Genomic DNA, 20,020 nt, shown 5'->3' on the forward strand with positions numbered 1-20,020 from the left:
CGGCCGACACGTGCACGAAGACATCCGTGCTGCCATTGTCAGGCTGAATGAAGCCGAAGCCTTTGGTGGAGTTAAACCACTTTACAGTACCAGTGTTCATAACGATTTCCTTTCAAAGCAACCGCTGTGGTTCCCGCGATGCCTTGCGAGATAAGATCGATTATTTGAGAGGAAATCCAACGGGAGCTAAAAGCTCTGGAACGACGTCACAAGCATTGGTCGATGAAGAAGATATAAGCTCAATTTTTGGTTTTGCAATGCCTACCTCTTTTTTCTAGGCTCCTGCTGTCTTGGTCGTTTCGAACCTGGGTCGCCCAACCAGCCTCGCGTGCGGTCAATGCCGGCCTCCAGCATGCGGCCCTGAATTTTCCAAAGGACTTTCGCTTTTAACGGCAAGGTACACCGTGGGCCATGCCCTTGATGAGATTGATCTCGATGACGGGTTTGCCGCTTTCATTGAGCCAGATCTTACGACTATGCCATTGATGGCTCCCTCACATCCGGTGCGTCGGAGACCTGATGCACGGTGGCCCACTGATGGACGATCTGCTCGGCATTCGAAATGCCTGCCCTACGCCTGAGGCGGTTCCGTAAGGAAGCCCGCCGATGATCGAGCCGGCAGCAAACAATTCGGGAATCGCGCCTCCGGCGGACAGTCCGATGATGAAGATCTTATCAGGATCAAACGTGAGCTCCCCGAGTGACCGGCGCGATAGCGGCCGCTTCAGGAAACGAGACCAAGCGCCGGCTTCCTTCGTCCCACAGGACCAGCTTTACGCATTGCAGGCTCTGCCACAGCGTGATCCTGCCGATTTCGGCGAGTTCAGGATGGTTTCGGAGGACCTCCGGCAGGCGATAGTAGGGAACCTTGCTGGAGAGGTGATGCACGTGGTGGATGCCGATGTTACGGGTCAGCCAGCGCAGAGGACGCGGCAGATCGTAATGCGAGGCACCGTGCAGAGCGGCCCTTGGAAATTGCCACTCCGGCTCTTTCGACCAGTGCGTCTCCTCGAATTGATGCTGCACATAGAAAAGCCAGACGCCAATCGACCCCGCCAGGAGGACGATCGGCAGATGAACGACAAGGAAGGATACCGGGCCGACCGCCCAGATCAGGAGCGCAGCGATCACCATCACTGCAGCGTTTGTGGCCATCGTTGACATCCAGGGAAGCACGCCATCGCGCATCATTCCCATCGGCAGCCGTTGCTGAAACAGGAAAAGCCAGGCCGGGCCGATGCCAAACATCACCAGCGGATGCCGATAAAGGCGATATCCAATCCGTCCCCACCGCGATCGTCCATAATATTCTGTCACGGTGAGAGTGGTGATATCCCCGACGCCGCGCTCATCAAGATTGCCGGCCGAAGCGTGATGCGTGGCATGCGCCCTGCGCCAATAGTCATACGGAGTCAGCGTGAGGACACCGAGAACGCGTCCTGTCCAGTCATCGAAGCGCCGCCGGGCAAAGAAGGAGCCGTGGCCGCAATCGTGCTGGATCATGAACAGCCGCAGCAGAAACCCGGCTGCCGGGACGATTAGTATCAAGCCCCACCAGAAGCCGAAATGAACCGCCAACCAGGTCAGCATCCAGAAGACGGCGAAAGGGATGGCTGTGACGGTCAACTCGAACACGCTGCGGCCCGCATGCGGCGTGCGATATTTGGCAAGGATTTTGAGCCAGGCTTTTTCGTCCGAGCCTTGGTCCGTGGATGACTTTGTTTCCACGATCATTGCTGCTGGCCCGCTTTCTGCAGGGCTGCCGTGCGATAGAAGTGTTCAGCGTGCTGATAAAGGTTTTCCGCCTCGACCCGGTCACCGGCTTGGGCGGCTTCTCGGGCTGAAACCATATATTGTTCATATCGTCTCATCAGGTTCTGCAGGCTCGATATTACTGTCGTATTCGCGGTGGCCCGAGCACGGCTGCTGGCAGATGGAGTAGAATTTCGGTGTGGTGATTTCAAAAGAACAATTCAAGCCGTCATGAGGCTTGCTCCATAAAGGTCGTGATTCGGGAATGATTGACGGCGACCAAATCAAGCGGACTCGCAAGTGGTATCGCCCCTCAGGACGGCATCGCAGTCGAGGGACGTTTACCCCGGCATTGCGGCCGTTTGATGTTGCCTGGCCTCCCGTGTCGGCTCCAAAGGATGCTAACCCCATGCAGAGAGAGTCAGCCGGTCAGGGTGCCCAGCAGGTCGGCGATCTTGATCGTCGAGAAGTTCGAGAACGTGTCACAGATGGCGTAAGGTAGCACGATCTGATCGTTGTGGCGCATCGCGCCGCATGTGTAGACGACGTTTGGAACATATCCCTCCCTTTCCGACGGCTCCGGGTGAACGAGCGGCTCTTTCGAGCGGGCGAGAACTTTGGACGGATCGCGCTTGTCGAGAAGGGCTGCGCCGATTGCGTATTTTCGCACGGGTCCCACACCGTGGGTCAGAAGCAACCAACCCTCGTCGAGCTCGATCGGCGATCCGCAATTCCCCATTTGCACGAATTCCCATGGAAATTTCGGCCCAAGAATGATCTCGCCGCCATTCCAGACGTGGAGATGGTTGGAGCGGATGAGATAAAGGTTTTCATTGTCCTGGCGACCGATCATCGCATATTGGTCGTCGATCTTTCGCGGGAATAAAGCCATTCCCTTGTTCTTGGCGGCTGTCCCGGCGAGAGGCGTCATCCGAAACGACAGAAAATCTTTGGTCTCGAGGAGCTCGGACCGAATGTCTCTGCCATTATACGCCGTATATGTGGCGTAGAAAGTTTTCTGACCAGCCTCTTCGAACTCGACGAAGCGAGCATCCTCGATGCCGTTCGACTGCGCAGCGGTGACTGGAAATATCACCCGTTCGCTGATTGGCTGTTCGGAGGAAAATTTCAGTTCCAAAGGCTCATCGGGCGATGAAGGTGAGGGATTGTCGAACGAGGGAATGGACGCAAGCCGCGCCGTGGGTTCGATGTCCACGGTGCCATTCTGATCGACAATTCCCGATCTGAAGGTGAGAGACGAAACATGTCCTTCGCCGACCGCACGCAGGCTTAAGATAAAGCGCTTGCTGCCGCGCGGCACGCCCGACTGATCCGCGTGGGCGACTATGCTCGGGTTGAACAAAGCGGATGCCTCGAAGGAGTATTCGTGCATGAAGTATGCGCCGACGAGTTGGCGTTGCACCTTGTTGAAAGCAATGTGGGGCGCGAACGCTCCCTCCATTTCGATAGCGCGCTTTTCGAACGTCGCCAGCAGATTGCGGTGTCGGCCCTCGAAATTTTCGAGAACCTCGGCCAGTTGCTGCTCTGCGACCTCAAGGTCGAGGCCGAGCACGCGATCCACGATGTGATTGGCCCGCGTCTTATCGGTCGGTTTGAAGTCTCGCGGTTCCGTAGCGGGTTTGAAGCGCCGCACCACGACGCGTGTGGGATCCGGTCGTAGGAAAAGTGCTTGGCGGTTGAGAAATGCTGTCTGTGACAAGATGATCTCGATCTGGTTGGAGGCAGCGCCGCACTTAAGCAGTCAGCGCGCGAAGGGTGGTAAATGTCGAGGGATGACCGCTGGCGCGTGAAAGTTTGCGAAACTCCACAAGGCCGAGGAGATAGCAGACCACGGATTCGCCGCCTCTGTTTTCATTGAGACGCGTGGGATGCAGACCGTCGCGGCAACTGCCCGTTTCGAGATCCACGACCGGCAATGAGAGATCGTTGCTGCCGAGGAACCAGGCGAAAGCCTTTGCAGCCTCTTCTTTCCATGTGATGTCGTGGCTGACCCGCCAGGCGGCATGACATGCAGCGATCGTCGCTGTCGCCTCCAGAGGCTGTTGATCGAAGACCTTCACCTTTCTCGTCCGATCTGTAAATCCATCCGTGCCGATAGGCCTGAATAGTCCTTCAGGGCTCGTCTGTATCGTCATCAGCCATCGCAAGGATTTGAGCCCTGCTGCCACGTAATCGGGGCGTTCAGCACTCAATCCCGTCGCGATCAGGGCCTGAGACAGCCGGGCATTGTCGTAGGACAGTCCTTCCTCGAACCAGATCCATCTTATTTTCCCGACACGATGGAAGATATCCACCAGCCTGTCGGCCAGTGTCGAACGGATTTGCTGGGCCAACATGTCTTGAGGGGAGGCTGCGCAATAGCCGTCCAGGCCCAAGAGCGCAAACGCCCAGGCGCGTGGCGAGCCAAAACCTTCAACGGTGGGCAATGCCTGCGCGAATAAGGCCGCGGCCCACGCGCGCCGGGATGGGCTTGCGTCGCTACGGGAGCATTCTCCAAGAGCCCAGAGCGTTCGGCCGTGGCTGTCCTGCGATCCTTTATCTTCCAGCCAGCGTCGGTCGAAGCCCATGAAGTTTCTAAAATGTTTCTCGTCAGGGTTCCAGGCGTGCTGCACGAAGGACGCGAAGCGCGCGGTGAGGGCGTCCGGCAACAGTCTCTCGCCAGGTTCGTTGAGAGCAACCGACAACAGAAGCGCGCGGGCATTATCATCGACACAGTAGCCGTGCGCCCGATCCGGTACCGAATAGACGGCATGTTGGAACAGCCCCGTATCGTCGCACATCGACATGAAGTAGCCGAGCTGCGGCTCGGGGAGGGTGGGGGCCTTGCGCATCACGACATTCGTTGGTGCTGCGGGCTGGCGTGCGCGATTTTGAAACGCCACCTGTGAGAACAATGCGAGATAGCGCTCGGCGGTCTTTTGCCACGTCATCGGTCGACTGGTTTGGTAGGCGCGCCGGCGCATTGCGTCGCGTCTTGCGTCGTCGGTGAGAAGCGACGCAATCTCTCGGCCGATAGCCGTCGCGTCGCCGAATGGAACGAGTACGCCGCGTCCCTCGGCCAGCAGTTCTTGCGCATGCCAATAAGGTGTAGAGACGACGGCCTTCCCGAGACCGAAGCTGTAAGCCAGAGTGCCCGACGTCATCTGCGCTTCGTTGAGATAAGGCGTGGCATAGACATCGCACATGGAGATGAAATTCAGCAACGTTGCCTTGTCGACGAAGCGATCGAGAAACACCACGCTGTCCTCGATGCCCAGGTCGTTTACCCGCTTTACCAGGCTTTCGCGATAGGCCTCACCTTCGTCGCGCACGAGATTGGGATGGGTTGCTCCCAGGATCACGTAAACTGCATCTGGGCGGCTTTCCAAGATCAAGGGCATCGCGTCGATCATGACTTCGATGCCTTTGTTTGGTGAGAGAAGCCCGAACGTCAGGATAACCGAGCGCCCGTCGAAGCCAAGGTCAGCTTTCGAGAATGCCGGTTCCAAAAACGGCATGTCGGGAATTCCATGGGGAACGACCTCTATCTTGCCGGCCGGCACATGATAGACCTCGGACAACAAAGTCCTGCCCTTTTCCGCCATGACCACCACTTTTGCAGACAGGTCGATGATTTTGTTCAGGACGCTGCGCTGGCCGGAATTTGGCTCCGCAAGAACCGTGTGCAGCGTGGTGACGATCGGCATCTTCAACCGCGACAGCAGCGCAACAATATGATCTCCGTCCTCGCCGCCAAAAATTCCGAATTCGTGCTGCAGGCAGGCGACGTCGAAAGTGCCGGCGTTCAGGACATCTGCCGCATGAATATAATCGTCGCGGTTGTTATCGGCTATCGCGAGACGGACTTCAGGGGGGTAACCGTAGACATGACCATGGTCCGTCATAGCCACGATCGCCGTGGCGACACGAGCGGGAGATTTCGAAACGGCCTGCTGCAGATCCGTCGTGAAAGTGGCGATACCACAGCGGCGCGGCAGGGAGTTGCCGATGAATGCGATATTTTTGAGCTGATTCATAGCGAAGCTCCTGACGAGCGGAATGGAATGACGCTTCGCCCTTGGCGACCACTTTCAAGCTCGGAACCGGGTTGCGATCCGACTTCGGCCGGGAGCTGCCTCAGGAGCCCTGTCGCGGGCGCGCTTGCTGCGGTGGCAATGAGCAAGACAATTCCGTCGGGCCCGACACGGATGTCGGCGCGATCAGCTTCTGCGAAAAACCCATCGCCAATCCTCGCTGTCAGCGATCCAATTGTGCCGCCTCCCGCGACGACCAGAGCCCAGCTTTCGCGGCTCGCGGTCAACTCCCAAACGGTGTCGGCAGGGAGGTCCAACCGTTCGAGGGTGAAGAACACACAAGACATAAGCTCGGCGCGCTCGACGGTGATATGGCGTGGTAGCTTCCTGCTGCTTGCCGGTTCCAGCCGTGCCACGGCTATGGCTTGGTCGATATGCAGTTCTCGCGAACGTCCATGATCCCAGATGCGAAATGTCGTCTCGTTGCGTTGTTGGATCTCAGCGATGACCAGACCTGCACCAATGGCATGCACGGTGCCAGCCGGGACATAAAACACGTCACCGGCCGCGGCCTCCTGCCAGTCGAGAAGGCCGTCAATTGATCCGTCGAGCGCAGCCTTCCTGAATTCGAGCTGTGTCAGTGGCCGATTGAGACCTACGGCGACCTGCGCCCCGTCGTCCGCTGCCAACACATACCAAGCTTCGCTCTTGCCGCTTTTCATCCCCATCGACTTGGCGGCAGCATCATCGGGATGAACCTGTATCGACAGTGTTTCCCTCGTAAACAGGAGCTTCAGGAGGAGTAGACGGTCCTCCCCTCCCTCTTCGCCACAGTCAAACGAGATTTCGCCGACCGGGCTATCCTGATGGTTTTTCGGTGCCCATGGCCCGAGATCAAGACGACCCCATGGCTTGAGAATTGTTCTCACACTGGCGCGGTCGATTGTCATGATGGTCTCCTTGATCTCGCCGCTAAGATCGGGGTGACCTGAGATCGGAGTGTATCGGTGTTGCTGCTGCGCTGTCGGTACGGTCCCGAGGGGCAGTAAGGCCTGGAACGTATCTGCGGTGCCGTGATCTTATCCTGGCTCGGCTGCGACAATTACGCAGCATCCGTGACTCGGCGGGAATGCAGCGGCTTCATGGTTTTCGGACCTTGCCGTTCGCATCTTGTCCGTTGTTGAGACAAGCTTGGCTTGCGAGTGAAGTTTTTCCTTCGCTGCCAGTTGATCGGGTCCTACGAGTCTCGAGGTTGCTCAAGGGGCAATAGACGGCGCCAGCGTTTTTTCAAATTCCTCCCTCGACACGGGCCACGCCTCGGTGCGCCCGTTGGAGCTAAGGAGCAAGGTCATTGTCGTATGATAAGCCTCCCATGTGACGTCGATGGGCTCCTCATCAATCTGAAGCTCGAAGACGCCTGGTGGATGAGGTTGCGCCATCCCAGGAAGCTGGAACGGTCGAATGATCGTTATGCTTTTCACTGTGATATTCATGACGGCACGGTTTCTGTCGGGAGAATGCTGAACTCTCTGTGGGGGGCCGATCCCTTTATCTGCCGGCATTTCGGAGGAGGTCTATTTCCTTGGCGATGGGTCCTAGGAGCTTCCGCAATCGGTTCTCCTCCACCTGACCAAGGCGAAATCTTTTCGAAAACTCGCTCACAAGCACAGTTTTCGCTGCTCCTGGTTGGGGCGGTGGGGTCGATTTGGCTGGATGCTTCACGATCGTATCCTTTCAGGATCACGGGATGCTCAATGAAAATGGGTGAGATCCAGCGTGATGGCGCTGGATCGAGTCTTTGAATAAGCTGAGGTCGCGGCTTCCAGGATTCTTGACCGCAACGAATCAAAAGCCGTCAGGTAGTCTGCTTCGCTGGCATTTCGATGCGATTTCTGTCGTCAAAACTACGAGCTTCGTTTGGAAACGAGATGCCCATCAGCGCCCACCCTCATCTTGCCATCGATCAACAGCGCTACCGTCGGGTTGAGGATCAAGGCTTGCTCGAGTCGATGACTGTTGCCGCTTGGCGAGAGAACTCAGGAGAGCCGATTTTGTCCTCACACCCCTGCGGGACTCTGTTGAGAGAAAGAGTGAGGCGTCACGTTTCATGTCGGAGCTCGCGTCCGACCCCGATCCCCGAAGGCCGGCGGACGTTAGGACCTCCCTGACCAGCTTGAAGCCGGCGGGGTAGATATGCGACGCTGCTGGATTGGAAGACATTACGTCCTCCTTTGTTGGGGCAAGGTTTTGCACCCTTGATGACAGCGCCCTGAAGACGAGCCGTCACTACCATCTAAGTCGTGCTGAAATACTGGATTACAAGGGGGAGGTCGGGCAAAGACGTCCGGAGCCATAAATAAGGACCGTTGGGAACTAAGCTCGAAAAACCAAAAAAGGGGGAAAGGATTCTGGCATCGACGCGAACAAATAGCGGGCCAGAAGTCCAGCTCCCTTCAAGAGCCCACCATCACGAGAAATTCTCCAGCACCGCCATGAAGGTGTGACGATCGCCCTGACCTTCAGTGAGGCGAACCCGCCCTTCGATGTCGGCGAGATGGTGGTCCATCAGATGCTGCGCCTTGGCCAGATCCTTGGACTTCAGTGCGCTGACAATCTGGCGGTGATGATCCGCACCACAGTCGTCCTGCTTCTCTTCCTCATAAAGTGCCATCACCAGTGAAAGCCGGGCAACGATCTTGGACAGCATCTCCGTCATGACGGCATTGCCGCCGAGATCAGCCAGGACGATATGGAACTTGCCGGACAGGACTGTTTTCGATTTCTCGTCGCCGTGATGATGGATCTGCTCTTCCTCAAGCGTCAGGGCCTCAAGCGTGTCGAGTTGCTCGGTCGTGGCTCTGTCGATGACGAGTTCGAGAATGACGTGTTCGAGTTTGCGGCGGGCCTCGAACAGAGCCTTGGCCTCTTCGATGCCGGGCTCGGCAACGAACGTTCCGCGATTCTTCTTGCGCTCCAGCAGGTGATCGCTTTCTAGGACGCCGAGCGCGCCGCGCACGACCGTGCGGCTGACCCCGAAATGGTCAGCTATCGCGTCTTCCAGGATCTTTGTCCCGGGCTTAAGGGCGCCTTCGCCGATGGCGGTGGCGAGCGTCGTGCGGATACGCTCTGACACATCGTCACTATTGCTTTCAGTGGCTTCCGTAGGGCCGGTAGTCTTGGGCGCCGCTTTGGCGCTTTGACGGCGCGTTCTTTTCATGACCTGCTCCAAATCCCCTTACGAGGATATAATTTTATCCATGAGAATGTGGATGCGTATATCCCGACTGCCGAAAAAAGCCAGTCCGTCCAATGATTATTGATGGGTATCGGCGGCTAGCCCGCCGATGCCTTCGTCAAATCAAGCTGCGTGCTGCTTTGCGATGGTGCCGGAAAGCTTAATGCCGCTTTCCAGGCAGAGCACCTCGATGAAGCGAGCCGAATTCCTGATGAATGTTACGGCTTGCGGATATCCGTAAGACTGGGTCTCATAGGTGGGATAGCCGTACTCGCTTGCCTCATAGGCTTCCCAATCGGGAATCTCGCCCGATTTCACCCGCGTCTCGAAGTCATCCACCAAGGCCATATAGGCGTCCAGCTCCTCGGCATTCAGATCCGGATGCGCAGCGCGCCAGACGGGATCGTCGATCTGGATGCACTGGCGCGGGTTCGCTTTGCGAGGCTTGTCTTCCACCGATGCGGCCACTTCGAGCGACAGGTTCAGATCCGGATTCGCCTTGGCGAGGATCGGCAGGATCGCTGCGAAATCGACGATCCCTTTGCCGACCGGGCGAGTCTGGAAATCCAGCCCACCGGCTGCGCGACCGACATAGGCGTCTTTGATATGGGTCTGGCGAACTTGAGGAGCGACGCGCCTTGCGGCATAGACCGGATGCTCGCCGCGCTGCAGCCCGTTGGCCGTATCGAAGACGACACCCATGCAATCCTCACCAACCTTTTCGATCAATCGCAAGATCTCGAAGGACGTGATCTCGTCATGGGTTTCCATGTTGAGGTGGACGCCATTGGCGCGTGCCACGGGAGCTAGCTTCAGCAGAACCTTTTCGATGGCGAGCAACTGTTCGTCCCAGGTGACGTCGGTGCGAAATCGGTCGTTCGCCAGCCTTCCGGGATATTCCGACTTGAAGTTGCCCGGCGAAATCCACAGTTCGCGGCAGTCGATGGCGGCACTCGCCTCGATCATGCGGGTGAAGCCCAATATGATATCACCGTCGCCGATCGCGCGGAATTCCGGTGCTTCGGCGCTGCAATAGGGGTTGATCTTGCCGACGCCACTTTCAAGATAGAGGCCCAGCTCATCCGCCCTCGTTTTGATGTCCCGCAAGGCACCCTTATCGAGCGTCGGGCTCATATCGAGAACCGTCGGAAAGAAGAGGCCGCCGAGGCCGAGTTCCTTGACGTGGTCGAGGCTCGCCAGTGGTCCGCGCTTCAGGAATTCGGGGAGTTTTTGGCTGTCGATGCCTAATCTCATGGGTCTTCTCCTTGGAGTTTCCAGTTGGGGACGCTGCGATGGCGATCCCTGCTTGATTGAGTGGTCCGCTTTGGTTGCCCGGATTGGATTAAAGGTGTCGGGCGCATCTCAGGCACGCCGCCGCGTCTCCTTCTGCGCGGTGGAGGAGCGGCCTTTCGGGGCGAGGTGCTTTTCAAGATAATGCTGGCCAATCGAGGCGACGGTGGTGATCGCGAGATACCAGAGCGACGCCACGCATAAGAGTTCGATGACGAGGAAGTTACGGGCATAGATCGCCTGTGCCTGCGTCAGGAGGTCTTGCATGCCTATGACGGAAACGATGGCACTCGCCTTCAGCATGCCGATCGCCTGATTGCCGGTTGGCGGCACGATAAGACGGACGGCCTGCGGAAGGACCACCGTCCGCAGGGTCTGGATCGGCCGCAGGCCGAGCGAAGACGCGGCTTCGCGCTGTCCACGATCCACGGCGGTCAAGCCGCCGCGAATGATTTCGCTCATATTGGCGGCCTCATGCAGACCGAGCGCCAGAAGCCCGGCCAGCGCCGGCGTGACGAGATCGTTGACCGAAATCGTATAAGTGCCGAAACCGACCTGCGGAATGAACAAGGCAATATTGAACCAGAAGAAGACCTGGACGATCAGCGGCACGCCCCGAAACCACCAGACGAAGCCGGCCGCCATGGCCTTCAACACCACATTCTGGCTGGTCGCCATGATGGCGACGACGCAGCCGATGGCGATGCCCGATATCATCGCGGCTGCCGTCAATTCCAGCGTCAGGACGACGCCACTCAGAATCGTCGGGTCAATCATGTAGCGCGGGATCTCGCTCCATTGAACGCTTTGGTTTCGCCCGATGACGAGGAGCAGGAGAGCCAGCGCGAAGATCGCGCCGGTGCCAGTGACGAGTTGCCCGATCCGGACCGTTTTACCGACCGGAGGAGCCAAACCCATGCTGAGTGTCTGTTGGGCAAAGGACATGAGCTCAATCCACCGGCATGCTATGGGCATCGTTGACTTTGACCGTTTTGACGGCGAGGGGCCCAAGGCTCCACTTCTTCATGACGGTTTCGTAAGCGCCGCTGTCGACCATATGCTGAAGGCTGGCGACGACGGTATCGCGCAGTTGCTTGTTGTCCTTGGCGACGAGCATGCCGAGATAACCAACCGCGAGGCGGATATCCGGAAGCGCCTGCAGGCCCTTGCCGTTGCCTGTCTGATGTTCCGTCGTGTAGACGCTCGTGGCATAGCCGTTGACCGTCGCATCCGCACGGCCGGTGCGCACGGCCTGGAGCACGTCGGGCATTTTTGGGATCGACAGAATGTCGATCGGCGTCGTGCATTTCTTCGAGGCAGCTTCCACCATGCGGTTCTGGAACGTGCCGACCGGGACCGCGACCTTCTTGCCGCCGAGATCCGCCATGCTCTTGATGCCAAGCGGATTGCCCTTGATCGTCATGATTGTCGTCGCGTCATACATATAGTCGATGACGTCGACCTGCTTCTCCAATTCGACATCGTCGTTGATGCCGGAGATCGTCATATCGAAGCGCTTCGACATGACCGCGGGGACAATTGCTGCACCGGCGCCGACATTGGTCATCTGAATATCTACACCCAGAATGACGCCAAGAGCCGCTGCGATATCGGCATCGATGCCGATCAGCTTGCCGGCTTCGTCCTGGAAACTGATCGGCGGGGTGAGGTCGGTCGCAATCTTGATGACCTTAGAAGTCTTGATCGCAGCAGGCAGGCCATCGGCCAGCTTTTGGTTGAACGCGACGCCGGGCAGTTTCGCAATTTCGGCGTCTGCGGTCATTTTGACAGCAGGCCCTTCTGCTGCCTGGGCCGACAAGGCGATTAACAGTGTAAACGCGCCGGCAATGCTGGACTTCAAAAGTCGGTTGATGCTGCTCATGCCAATCCCCTTTTCGTTTTGTAGGCTGTGTTCGCATTCTCGGGGATTTCAATGCAATCACCGTGCCAATTCGGCGTCGACAACGATAAGTAATTGATGCGATTGTGTATTATGTTTGGGCGGTTCATAAACATTTCCTGCCGAACATTGTTTCGCATATTCATGCGAACATTATCCGATTATTTTTTAACCTGAAAAGCTGCCGGAGGCCAAAAGGGCGAATAACCGCTATTTTAAAGGCCATATAGGGGAATTGACGCCTCACTTTGGTGACAAGCAACCCGAAATATAACCGACTCTGGCCGGCTGGCAGGCCTTTTTCAGGCGGGACTGCCGTGCGATTACTGCTCATTTTATGAACTGAGCACGGCGACAATTTGTGCAAAACAAAAAGTGTAAAGATATCCGATCTTCGTGAATTATATTGTTTCGAATGTTTGTAATTCAAAAATAAACTCGCGAAAGCAATGGCTTGAATGGACGGATGGGAGCGCCTTGAAAACTGGCACGGCGCTTGCAGTTCCTTTGCCATCAACACGTTCGACACCAGATTTTTGCGCCAGCGGGCTCTTCGCCTCGATCCAGAGCGGGAATTTCGCTCCGACGGATTGGTCGACCAAGAGGGAATTTTCATGTCTCATACTGCCAGTGTCATGGAGGGGAAGCAGCTTAGCGTACGAGGCCTGACCCATAGTTATGGTGGCCAGAACGCGATCAGCGATATCTCGTTCGATATCGAGGCTGGCGAGATCGTGGCGCTTCTTGGCCCGAGCGGCTGCGGCAAATCGACGGTGCTGCGTGCCATCGCAGGGCTCATCCATCCCAAGAGCGGTGCGATCACGCTTGGCGGCCAGGATCTGGCGCATGTCTCGGCTCGCGCACGGGGCATCGGCATGGTGTTTCAGAATTACGCGCTCTTCCCGCATCTGACGGTCGCCGAAAACATTGCTTATCCGCTTGCTTGCCAGCAGGTGTCGCGGGCCGAGCGTCGGGACCGTGTCGAGGAGATGCTCTCTCTCGTCCAGCTCAGCGGCTACGGCAATCGGCTACCGCGGGAACTCTCGGGCGGCCAGCAGCAGCGCGTCGCCGTGGCCCGCGCCATTGCCGGACGGCCATCGCTCCTTCTGCTCGATGAACCCTTCGGTGCACTCGACCGGGCCCTGCGCTTCGACCTGCAGGTCGAGCTTCTGCATCTTCAAAAGACCCTTGGGATCACGACGCTGATCGTCACGCACGATCAGGAGGAGGCGCAGAGCCTCGCCGGGCGTCTCGTGCTGATGAACAAGGGCAATGTCGAGCAGATCGATACGCCGATGGCTGTTTACGACCGGCCGAAATCGCTGTTCGTGAACACCTTCATCGGTCAGGCCAATGTGCTGCAAGGCAAGGTGGATCTGTTCGAAGGCGATACGACCTGGATCTCTGTCGGCGAAAGCAAAGTCCTCGTTCTCCCGCGCCGTTTGAACTTTACCCTCGGCTCGGCGGTCACCTTGACGTTCCGGCCGGAAGAAATCCGGTTGGTCACGGCGCCCAGCGCCACGGCACTGCCCGTCAAGGTCGCTGTTTCCGTGCCGCTCGGCCCGACCCTCGTTCATGACCTGATGCTTGAAGACGGCACAAGTCTCCGTGCGTCGGAGACGAGGGGTCCTTTCACATCGATACCAGAGGCAGGGGCAAAGCTCTTCGCCGAGGTAGACACAGAGCGGGTCCATGTCTTTCCAGCCCAAGACCTGATTTCCGGCTGAACCGGAACCATCCGCAGAACGTGAATGCCAGATCGTCGATCAACAACCAACAGAGGTGAATGCCATGACCAATTTCAATATCACCCGCCGCCATTTCGGGATGCTTGCTGCCGGGGCGGCAGCAGCAGCCGCGCTTCCGCTTGCCGCACGGGCAGCCGGCGGCGCGGCGGTCGCCGCCACCTTTCCCGGCAACTGGGAGGACGGCTATCGCAAGGTTCTGTCGCCGATCGTCAAGCAGTCGGGCTATGACCTGACCATCGCCCCCGCTCTTGCGCAGGACCAACTCGCCAAGGTGATGGCGAGCCCCGGCAACCCGCCCTATGACACGCTGCTCATGTCTCCGGGCCAGACCGCTGTCGCGCTCGACAATGACCTCATCCAGAAGATCGACCCGAGCCGGCTGAAGAACTGGTCGATGCTCGATCCGAGCTTTCAGGGTGAATATGGTCCGACGGTCACGATCGAAGTCAACGGCATAGCTTATAACCCCGATCTCGTGCCACGCCCGAAGGGCTATCGTGATCTTTTCGAGAACCCGGCGTATAAGGGCCTCGTCTCCTGGACGGGCTTTGCCTCCAACACCGCCGTCATGGCTTACACCGAGATTGCCAAGATCTACGGCTCCGGCCCGAACGACATGGAAGCCGTCTTCAAGCTGTTCAAGGACCATCCGGAGCATTTGAAGGGTGTCGTCGACAGCACCAACCACCAGATGACCCTCTTCCAGCAGGGCGAGATCGCCGTCTTCATGTGCTCGACCGGCAATGTCGCACGCCTGAAGAGCCTCGGCCTCAAGGCCGAATATGTGGCGCCCGAGACGGGTTCGCCAGCTGCCCCGGTCAACATTCATCTGACCAAGGGTTCGAGGAACCTCGATGCCGCCTATGCCTACATGGATGCGGCGATCTCCAAGGCCGCGCAGGATGCCTTGAAAATGCCGCCGACCGAGATGTTCCCGACCAACAAGGACGTGGCGCTGACGCCCGGCATCGAAGCCTACGTCACCCGCGATCAGCTCTCGAAGATGGTCTATCCGGACTGGGCGGCGATCAACAAGAACCGCGACGAATGGATCCGTAAGTTCGACGCACTCGTGGCCGGCTGAGGGTAATCCGATGAAGGCGAGCGGCTTTCCATACATTGTCCCGATGCTTGTGTTGTCGCTGGTGTTCTTTGCGACGCCGCTCGCCGTTCTCGTCGGCTACAGTTTCGTCGGCCCTGAAGGCGCGAGCCTGCACAATTATGGCCGTTTCTTCGGTGACGCGTTCAATTTTCGCGTCCTGATCAACACCGCCCGCCTCGGGCTGGAAACCGTGATTGGCACGACGCTACTCGGCGTGCCGATCGCGCTTCTCTACTGGCACTCAGGCCGCAATTTCCGTCAGGTTATCATCTTCCTGACGCTGATCCCGATGCTGACGAGCAATGTCGTGCGGACCTTTGCGTGGATCGTCATTCTCGGCCGGCAGGGGCCGATCAGCGAAGCCTTGATGGGACTAGGTATGACCGGTAGCCCGATCAGCCTGATGTTCACGGAGTTCGGCCTGTTGATGGCCATGTGCCAGATCGACTTGCCGCTGATCATCCTGCCGCTGATCGCGATCCTGACCCGCACGCCGGTGCAGTTGAGCGAGGCGGCCGAGGTGTCGGGCGCCGGCCCATGGCGGGTCTTCGTCACGGTGCTTCTGCCGTTGATGCTGCCCGGCCTGCTGGCGGGCTGGATACTTGTCTTCGCCAGCACCAGCGCATCCTTCGTCACCCAGGCCGTTATTGGCGGGGCACGCAATGTCTATGTACCGCAGCTTATCTACCGCGAGGTCGGCACGCTGTTCGACTGGCCACTGGCATCTGCAATCGCCGTCGTGCTGCTGCTTTCCACCGGATGCCTGCTCGTTGCACTCACCATGATTTCTCGCCACAGGAGGCTTGTCGGCCATGCGTGACTCCGTATCTCGCCCGATCCGGGAAAACCGGGTTCCGGTCTATCTCTATAACGCCTTCGTTTTCGGTTTCGGAACGCTGTGTCTGATCTATCTCGTGGCGCCGATCGTCGTCGCTCTCAGCATGTCGTTCACGTCAGGCCAGACGCTCAAATATCCACCTCAAGGGTTTTCGCTGCGCTGGTATGAGGCGCTCATCGATCCGGTGCGGTCAGCAACCGAGCAGATTGCGGCCTGGAATTCGCTGAAGATCGCCGGGCTTGCCGTTATCGGATCGCTCCTGTTTGCGGTTCCGGCGACGATCGGCATGACGCGGATGAAGCGCAGCACAGTCAGCACGATCGAGCCGTTGTTGCTTGCGCCGCTCGTTCTGCCGAGCCTCGTTTATGGCCTTGCCGCCCTGATCGTCGCCAATTTCGTCGGCGTGCAGCCATCGCTCTGGCTCACAGTCGTCGGCCATATCGTCGTCTTCGGCCCGCTCATGTATCGCGCGGCGTCCGTGGTGGCGCAGGGCATCAACCCGTCCCTGGCCGAAGCGTCGACGGTAATGGGCGCCACATGGTTCACGACGCTGAGACGGGTCACGCTACCTCTGTTGATGCCCGGCATCCTCGCCGGTGCGTTCCTGGTCTTCATCCAGTCGCTCGACAACGTGTCGGTTTCGCTGTTCCTCGCCGATGCCCAGACGACAGTCTTGCCGCTGCGCATGTTCGCGCTGATCGAAGAGTCTCTCGATGTGCGGGTCGCAGCCATGTCCGGCCTGCTGATCGGCCTGACGCTTGTCGTCCTGCTGGTCGCTCGACGGGTGCTGACACCCCAACAAAAACCGGCCTGACCCACAAAACTGGAAGGAAACACCCTCATGAATATGCGTGCAACCAAGGCAGGCTCCTATCGCGTGGGCTCGCTGCTGGCGGATTTCCAGCCGGATTTCGAATTCTCGGCACCTCTGCCACTCCCCGTCGAGGAGTTCGAGGATCGCCTGCGCCGCATCCGCCGCCAGGCGGTCGAGGCCGGTCACGATGCCCTGATCGTCCATACGGGCGGCGTCGGCTGGTTTCATACGTCGAACCACTATCTGCGCTATATCTGCGACTGGATGCGCGAAGGTGTTCTCATCATCCCCACGGACAGCGACAAGCCGCTGACGCTCTTGTCCTTCTTCACGCAGTCGGTGCTGCTGCCGCCGGGCGGTGAGCCTGTGCTTGTCGAGGATATCTGGCAGATCGGCCCGATTGGCCGCGAATATGCCGATCGCCCGGGTGACAGCGTCGTCAAGACGGCGGAGAAATGCGCCGAGCTGCTGGCCGGCATGGGGCTCACCAAGGCCCAGATCGGCCGCATCGGCGACCGGACGTCGCTGACCTTCTGGGCGGCACTCGATGAACTGATGCCGAAGACGAAATTCGTCGCCGACAATGCTATTCTCGACCGGATGCAGAAGATCCGCTCGCCGCGCGAGATCACCATGTTCCGGGCCGCCGCCCAGCTCATCAGCATCGCCACGCAGGCGGCCTATCATGTCGCCAGACCCGGTGTGACCGACCATGAAATCTACGCCGCCTTCACCCAGGCGCAACTGACCTACGGCGGCGAGACAGGCGACGGCTACCAGATCGGCATCAACGAGTTCGGCACCCATTGCGGCAAGCCCTACGGTCATGTCGTCCGGCCGGGCGACCNCGGTGTGACCGACCATGAAATCTACGCCGCCTTCACCCAGGCGCAACTGACCTACGGCGGCGAGACAGGCGACGGCTACCAGATCGGCATCAACGAGTTCGGCACCCATTGCGGCAAGCCCTACGGTCATGTCGTCCGGCCGGGCGACCTGATCAACCTATATGTCTCCAATGTCACCTATCGCGGCTATACGGCGCAGACGGCGCGGATGGTCGCTGTCGGCGAGATCAGCAAGAGGCAGGAAGAGGTGCTGGCCGCCTGCACCGAAGGCGTCAAGCGCGCCGAAAAGCTGATCCGCCCCGGCGCCCTGATGCGTGACATCAACAATGCAGCCTTCGAGCCGATGATCGAGCGCGGCATGCTGACTTCGCCGGAAGCGCGCACCATGCCCTACAACTGGGCGCCGATGGACGACGGCAGCGCGCGCCTCATCCCGCGCCAGTATGTGAAAAATGTCGACTGGGAGGCGCAGGGCCGCAAGTTGATGCACGTCTACCCCGCGACGCACGGACCGCATAATCCCAATCTCGGCCATTCCGTCGGTATGGCCGGTGGGCAGAACAGCTTCAACATCTCCTCGCACAATTACGACCGGATGGAAGAGGGGATGGTCTTCGTGCTCCATACCCAATGGCTGGAGCCCCTGTCGGCCGGCTGCAATGTCGGAGACATGTATGTCGTGACCAAGGACGGGTTCGAGAATCTGTCGCGCCACACCCCGCTTGAAACTCACCGCATCTCTGCCGAGGCCTGATATGTACGACCATACCCATTTCGACTTTTCCAGCCTCAATGAGCGCGAGCGCTACAAGATCCTGATCGGCACGGTGATCCCGCGGCCGATCGCCCTGGTGACAACCGTCAGCAAAGACGGCCAGCCGAACGCCGGTCCGTTCAGCTTCTTCAACGTGCTGACCCACGATCCAGCCATCATTGCCATCGGCGTCGAGAACTATGCCGACATGCGCTTCAAGGACACGGCACGCAATATCCGCGAGACCGGCGTGTTCACCGTACACATCTGCGACAACGCTCTGGTCGAACAGATGGAAATCTGCGCCATCAAGTTCGGCCCCGAGGTAAACGAAATGGAGGAGGCGGGCCTTTCGACGGTGCCCGGCGAGATGGTCCGCAGCCCGCGGATACTTGCAGCCCCGGCCGCCCTCGAATGCCGCCGCCACACGACCCTGCAGGTCGGCCCGGCACGTGAGATCATCCTCGGTGAGGTCGTTGGCGTCTTCGTCCGCAGCGACGCCGTCGATGCATCCAACCTACATATCGACCAGCAGATGATGGATGTCGTCGGTCGCATGGGTGGCCACACCTATTCCCGTACGCGCGACCAGTTCGACATCAAGACGCTGACGCCAAAGGAGTGGGAAGGCCGGAAGGCAACGGCCAAGGCTGCTGCCGAATAGGAGGAGGGTAGCCCACGCCGGAAATTGGCAGACTATGAGCTCATGGGAATGACAGACTGCACGGGTCGAGGGTTAACATCCCTTCAAGAGCGATAACCCGAGCAATTTAAGCTTCGACGTATATCCCGTTGACATATCCTTTGAGGCGAACTAACTGAGGGATATCCCATCTGTAGATGTCAGAGGAGCATGTCGTGGAACAGGGTGCCGTATTCCAGAGTAATCGTAGCCAGGCTATCAGGCTACCGAAGGCAGTTGCTCTGCCTGATGATGTAAAGCGTGTCGATATTGTGGCTGTCGGGCGTACTCGAATTATTACGCCTGCAGGTGAGGCGTGGGATAATTGGTTTGATGGCGCCGCTGCAACGTCCGACTTCATGAGCGACCGCGACCAGCCTGCGTTGCAAGAGCGCGACGCATTCTAATGCTGAAATACATGTTGGACACCAACATCTGCATTTTCACCATCAAGAACAAACCACAACAGGTGCGCGACGCGTTCAATCGCCACCATGGTCAGCTCTGCATGAGTTCTGTCAGCTTGATGGAGCTCATATATGGTGCAGAGAAGTCGGCAAGCCCAGAACACAACCTCGCAGTCGTTGAGGGGTTCGCAGCTCGCCTGGAGGTGCTATGTTACGACGAGATAGCAGCCACCCATACTGGCCAATTGCGTGCTGAACTTGCACGGAACGGAATGCCGATTGGTCCATACGATCAACTGATCGCAGGACACGCCCGCTCGCGTGGACTGATCATCATCACAAACAATCGCCGCGAGTTTGACCGCGTGCCCGGCTTACGCGTCGAGGACTGGACCGCCTAGCTCATTTCGCTGCTCCTAACCGATTGTCCAATCCAGCGAGTCTGAAGAGGGCTTTTTTCGGGGTCAGGGGTTCCGATCACATCAAGAGCTTAAAAGCGCTTCGAGCGGAATATCGATACTCTGGTCTAGAAATTGTCATGCGAATGCATTACATTTTCATCGAATGTGGGAGATAGTCATGGCCGCAAACGCTCTTGTACAAACACGTATTGATT

At 58.4% G+C, this 20,020-nt stretch carries 19 protein-coding genes; 8 read left to right on the forward strand and 11 right to left on the reverse strand.

What is annotated here, in order from left to right; genetic code table 11:
- From VQ830_RS27330 to VQ830_RS27380, 11 genes are all read right to left on the reverse strand, one after another.
- On the reverse strand, positions 1-100 hold a 100-nt coding region (locus tag VQ830_RS27330), incomplete at its 3' end, for a cold-shock protein (protein WP_337271102.1).
- Between the two features lie 581 nt (positions 101-681).
- Positions 682-1,734, reverse strand: a complete 1,053-nt coding sequence (locus VQ830_RS27335; RefSeq protein WP_438618832.1) for a fatty acid desaturase — start codon at positions 1,732-1,734, stop codon at positions 682-684.
- Positions 1,731-1,871, reverse strand: coding sequence for a DUF4167 domain-containing protein (locus VQ830_RS27340; RefSeq protein WP_337271314.1), 141 nt, complete (start codon positions 1,869-1,871; stop codon positions 1,731-1,733). Before VQ830_RS27340 ends, VQ830_RS27335 begins: the two co-directional genes overlap by 4 nt.
- A 302-nt stretch (positions 1,872-2,173) precedes the next feature.
- On the reverse strand, positions 2,174-3,472 hold the full coding sequence (locus VQ830_RS27345) for a glycoside hydrolase family 130 protein (RefSeq protein WP_337271315.1): 1,299 nt from the start codon (positions 3,470-3,472) through the stop codon (positions 2,174-2,176).
- Positions 3,473-3,506: 34 nt separating this feature from the next.
- A complete protein-coding gene (locus VQ830_RS27350) occupies positions 3,507-5,789 on the reverse strand; it encodes a glycosyltransferase family 4 protein (RefSeq protein WP_337271316.1) in 2,283 nt (760 codons plus the stop codon).
- Complete coding sequence (locus VQ830_RS27355; RefSeq protein WP_337271317.1) at positions 5,786-6,736, reverse strand: class I mannose-6-phosphate isomerase; 951 nt, start codon at positions 6,734-6,736, stop codon at positions 5,786-5,788. The genes VQ830_RS27350 and VQ830_RS27355 overlap by 4 nt, the downstream gene beginning before the upstream one ends.
- Before the next feature lie 306 nt (positions 6,737-7,042).
- On the reverse strand, positions 7,043-7,279 hold the full coding sequence (locus VQ830_RS27360; RefSeq protein WP_337271318.1) for a hypothetical protein: 237 nt from the start codon (positions 7,277-7,279) through the stop codon (positions 7,043-7,045).
- A 974-nt stretch (positions 7,280-8,253) separates the two neighbouring features.
- A complete protein-coding gene (locus VQ830_RS27365) occupies positions 8,254-9,003 on the reverse strand; it encodes a GntR family transcriptional regulator (protein WP_337271319.1) in 750 nt (249 codons plus the stop codon).
- Between the two features lie 141 nt (positions 9,004-9,144).
- Complete coding sequence (locus VQ830_RS27370) at positions 9,145-10,275, reverse strand: sugar phosphate isomerase/epimerase family protein (protein ID WP_337271320.1); 1,131 nt, start codon at positions 10,273-10,275, stop codon at positions 9,145-9,147.
- 108 nt (positions 10,276-10,383) lie between these two features.
- Positions 10,384-11,256, reverse strand: coding sequence for an amino acid ABC transporter permease (locus VQ830_RS27375; RefSeq protein WP_337271321.1), 873 nt, complete (start codon positions 11,254-11,256; stop codon positions 10,384-10,386).
- A gap of 4 nt (positions 11,257-11,260) precedes the next feature.
- Positions 11,261-12,193 carry an ABC transporter substrate-binding protein gene (locus VQ830_RS27380; protein ID WP_337271322.1) on the reverse strand — a complete coding sequence of 311 codons (933 nt, stop codon included), beginning with the start codon at positions 12,191-12,193 and terminating at the stop codon, positions 11,261-11,263.
- A 632-nt stretch (positions 12,194-12,825) separates the two neighbouring features.
- Here VQ830_RS27380 and VQ830_RS27385 point away from each other — a divergent pair.
- From VQ830_RS27385 to vapC, 8 genes are all read left to right on the forward strand, one after another.
- A complete protein-coding gene (locus VQ830_RS27385; RefSeq protein WP_337271330.1) occupies positions 12,826-13,938 on the forward strand; it encodes an ABC transporter ATP-binding protein in 1,113 nt (370 codons plus the stop codon).
- Between the two features lie 64 nt (positions 13,939-14,002).
- Complete coding sequence (locus VQ830_RS27390) at positions 14,003-15,043, forward strand: extracellular solute-binding protein (RefSeq protein WP_337271323.1); 1,041 nt, start codon at positions 14,003-14,005, stop codon at positions 15,041-15,043.
- 10 nt (positions 15,044-15,053) lie between these two features.
- Positions 15,054-15,881, forward strand: coding sequence for an ABC transporter permease (locus VQ830_RS27395; RefSeq protein ID WP_337271324.1), 828 nt, complete (start codon positions 15,054-15,056; stop codon positions 15,879-15,881).
- Positions 15,874-16,713, forward strand: a complete 840-nt coding sequence (locus VQ830_RS27400; protein ID WP_337271325.1) for an ABC transporter permease — start codon at positions 15,874-15,876, stop codon at positions 16,711-16,713. The genes VQ830_RS27395 and VQ830_RS27400 overlap by 8 nt, the downstream gene beginning before the upstream one ends.
- Positions 16,714-16,740: 27 nt before the next feature.
- Positions 16,741-18,315, forward strand: coding sequence for a M24 family metallopeptidase (locus VQ830_RS27405; RefSeq protein ID WP_337271326.1), 1,575 nt, complete (start codon positions 16,741-16,743; stop codon positions 18,313-18,315).
- Position 18,316: 1 nt separating this feature from the next.
- Positions 18,317-18,979, forward strand: coding sequence for a flavin reductase family protein (locus VQ830_RS27410; protein WP_337271327.1), 663 nt, complete (start codon positions 18,317-18,319; stop codon positions 18,977-18,979).
- 194 nt (positions 18,980-19,173) lie between these two features.
- A complete protein-coding gene (gene vapB, locus VQ830_RS27415) occupies positions 19,174-19,404 on the forward strand; it encodes a type II toxin-antitoxin system VapB family antitoxin (RefSeq protein ID WP_337271328.1) in 231 nt (76 codons plus the stop codon).
- On the forward strand, positions 19,404-19,805 hold the full coding sequence (gene vapC / locus VQ830_RS27420) for a type II toxin-antitoxin system tRNA(fMet)-specific endonuclease VapC (RefSeq protein ID WP_337271329.1): 402 nt from the start codon (positions 19,404-19,406) through the stop codon (positions 19,803-19,805). The genes vapB and vapC overlap by 1 nt, the downstream gene beginning before the upstream one ends.
- Positions 19,806-20,020 lie beyond the last annotated feature (215 nt).

The organism is Oryzifoliimicrobium ureilyticum (genome assembly GCF_037199735.1).
Lineage (GTDB): Bacteria > Pseudomonadota > Alphaproteobacteria > Rhizobiales > Rhizobiaceae > Rhizobium > Rhizobium ureilyticus.